A 3221-nucleotide genomic window follows, 5' to 3' on the forward strand; every position below is an offset into this window, starting at 1 on the left:
AATATCCTCTTTTTTCGATTGTTTTGGGACAACTAGATATACTTTATGACTAAATAGCTTGTAGGCGCAAGCTTGTCCAAAAGCAGTAATCAACTGCGAGGAATCAAGTTTGATTTCAGCCGTCACGACTTCGGCAGTTGGTTTGATTATAGCCCTATCCTTATATTCAAAAATGCCAATAACATCAGGAGTTCCCCATTTATCCTTTAGAACATTACCGCCCAATGAAATTGCTTTTGTCGTGTCTTCAATTTCTTTTGTAAGCCAATCAGCGAATGGTTCATAGAAATCCTCCTCTTTAACCTCTTTTGTATCAGTATCCTCAGGACCAATCGGCTGTGTATCCTCTTCGGTGGGTTCAGACAGTTCTTCTTCAGTGGGTTTGAACTTTATTAAACGGAACAGTCCTTTTATCGGTTTATAAACTTCGTTAGATTGATCTAACTTCCATATGTTTCCTCTAATTGTATTAATTTTCAGAGAAGCATTGCCTTCACTAATCATCTTGACAAGTTCAGAATATCTAAGACCCTCTTGATGCTTCTCAAGTAATTGTAATGCCTTTTCTTTAATAGCAGTTTTGGTGCTTTTAACAGCCTTGGTGCTTTTCTTAGCCATGTATGCTTCCCTCCATTTTGATATTTTTAAAAAAACTTAAGCGGTCGTATTTTGCCAGAGGGCCGGTGGCGTGTCAACCCCGGCGGGCCTAGCCGCCGGCTTTACCGAACTCCTCGATCAGCTCGCGCTGCCTTTTGGTGAGCTTCTTGGGGATGGCGATCTTGAGGACGATGAAGTGGTCGCCGTCGCGGCCGCTCTTCTCGGCGTGGATGCCCTTGCGCTTGAGGCGGAGCTTGGTGCCGGGCTGGGTCCCCGACGGCACCTTGGCGCAGACCTCGCCGTGGATGGTCTGGGTGCAGACCTCGCCGCCGAGGATGGCGGTGGCCAGCGGTATCTCCTCCTCGGTGTAGACGTCGCAGCCCTCGCGGCGGAAGCGGGGGTGGGGGTTGGCGCGGACCCTGACGTAGAGGTCGCCGGGCGCGCCGCCGTTGACGCCGGGCTCGCCGCGGCCCGGGATGCGTATCTTCTGGTCCTCGGAGATGCCGGCGGGCACCGTCACCGCGAGGGTGGTGTCCCCCTGGGCGCGGCCGGTGCCGTAACAGGCGGAGCAGGTCTCCCCCGGAATCACCCCGCGGCCGAGGCAGTGGGGGCAGGTCTGACTCAACGCGAACCCGCCCTGGGACTTGGTTACGTGGCCGGTGCCGCCGCACTCGTCGCAGTTCGCGTAATTCGTCCCCGGCTTGCCGCCCGAGCCCTTGCACACGGGGCAGACGCCCGAGGCGGGGACGCGGAGCTTGACCTTCCCACCCAGGGCCACGGTGAGGAAGTCCACGCCGATGGTGAGGGTGATGTCCTCGCCGGCCCGGCGGGTGGAGCGGGCTCGTCCGCGCGCTGCGCCGCCGAAGAACTGCTCGAAGAGGTCGCCGATGCCGCCCCCGCCGAAGAGGTCGCCCGGGTTGACGCCCCGCCCGCCGAAGCCCCCGGCGCCGGGTTGGCCGCCCATACGCGGGTCGTAGGAGCCGCCGTAGCGCCGGATGGTGTCGTACTGCTCCCGCTTCGTTTTGTCGGAGAGGACGGAGTAGGCCTCGCCCACCTCCTTGAACCGGCGCTCCGCGTCGGCGTTCCCGCTGTTGCGGTCGGGGTGGTACTTCTTGGCCAGCTCGCGGTAGGCGCGCTTGATGTCGGCCTCGTTGGCGTTTTCCGGCACGCCCAGAATCTGGTAGTAATCCTTAGCCATCGTTAGTTTCTAGTACCAGTTAACTCAAGCTGATTCCTTGTTCCGCGGCCTTGCCAATCAGGTAGTTGATGAAGGCCGTACAGGCCACCAGCATGAACTTGGCGTCATTGAACGTGAGGTTGGGATCCTCAAGCATAGCGTGACGTATTCCACCTTCATCAGATGTATAGCCATACAACGAAGATAGACTTGCCTTTAGTGCTGGGTGTATTTGCTTGCTTTTCTCTATTACTTTTAGAGCGGAGCCCAGTGTAGCCTTTGGATTGCTTGTTAATTGCTGTGCAAGAGCTTCGACTGCACTGATGGACTCTTTGATTGAGTTGCGAAAATCAGGATTATTGCGGTCCGAAAGAAATCCAAGAGCAGATTGTATATGTGTGTTAATGCCTGTCAGACTGTCGGTATTATCCAAGCATTCTTCGATGCACGCAATTTCCTCTTCAGATGTAATTTCAACGACTTGATTGCCGACTATTCGATAAGCTGACATTTCCATTTGCATGACATCATTACATTTTCTTTTAAAAGTAGATAAATTTCTTTTAGTTAATAACGACAATGCATACTCTATAAAACTATATACTTCGTGCCATTCGCATTTTTTTATAAAATCATGCATATATTTGATAAAAGGAGAATAGTATTGTCTGCTGTCAACGTATTCGAAAAAATCTTTGTATGGGATTGTGTCAACCATTTTTTTAAAAAAGTGGCGCCAATAACTTTTATAGAATGAGTCTTTATCTATTCCTGTTGTGGATCCGGATATGAATTGTTCATAATATACATTCCATAATTCTGTTCTTAATGCATCATCCATTGATTCTTTTTGAAGGGCAGCTCTAACTGGCTTGTAACCCTTTCTCTCGGAAAAAAGCATCTTCACTCCTCTTGCTCATTAATATCGTCGTCAGGCGGAGGCTGCGCGACTATCACCTGCGCCGGGCGCAGGACGACGTCCCCCCACAGGTAGCCGTAGGCGTGGACGCCGATGACGGTGCCGGGCTCGGCTTCGGGCGCGGGCTGGACCGCCAGGCACTCGTGGAAGCGGGGATCGAAGGGCTGACCCAGGGGGTCCATCCGCTCCACCCCCACGGCGGCGAGGGCGGCGTCCAGCTTCTCGATGACCCGCAGAATCCCGGCGCGGTAAGCCTCGTCGGCGGTGTCGTGGGCGGCGGCGAGGTGCAGGTCGTCTACCGCCGGCAGGATGCTCGCCAGGAGCGTCCGGTACGCCTCGGCGCGCACGAGCCGACCCTGGGCGAGCTGGCGCTTGCGAAAATTGTCGAAATCGGCGGCCAGGCGGAGGTAGCGGTCCCGGAGTTCCGCCAGCTCCTCCTCGGGCGTAGGCGGCGCCGGTTCCGGTTTCCCGGTCACCGGAACTTCCGCGTCGCGCTCCGGGGCGGACGGTTCCCCGTCTTCCGCCGGC

General features: G+C 54.9%; 4 protein-coding genes. All 4 read right to left on the reverse strand.

Annotated features, from left to right (window positions below):
• Window positions 1-618, reverse strand: a 618-nt coding sequence (locus NTW26_07010) for a hypothetical protein (protein MCX7022006.1), incomplete at its 3' end; no start/stop codon positions are given.
• Window positions 619-706: 88 nt separating this feature from the next.
• Window positions 707-1795, reverse strand: a complete 1089-nt coding sequence (locus NTW26_07015) for a J domain-containing protein (GenBank protein MCX7022007.1) — start codon at window positions 1793-1795, stop codon at window positions 707-709.
• A gap of 19 nt (window positions 1796-1814) precedes the next feature.
• A complete protein-coding gene (locus NTW26_07020; protein ID MCX7022008.1) occupies window positions 1815-2675 on the reverse strand; it encodes a hypothetical protein in 861 nt (286 codons plus the stop codon).
• Between the two features lie 2 nt (window positions 2676-2677).
• A partial coding sequence (locus tag NTW26_07025; protein MCX7022009.1) for a nucleotide exchange factor GrpE occupies window positions 2678-3221 on the reverse strand: 544 nt, incomplete at its 5' end.

Source organism: bacterium (genome assembly GCA_026398675.1).
Classification (GTDB): domain Bacteria; phylum RBG-13-66-14; class RBG-13-66-14; order RBG-13-66-14; family RBG-13-66-14; genus RBG-13-66-14.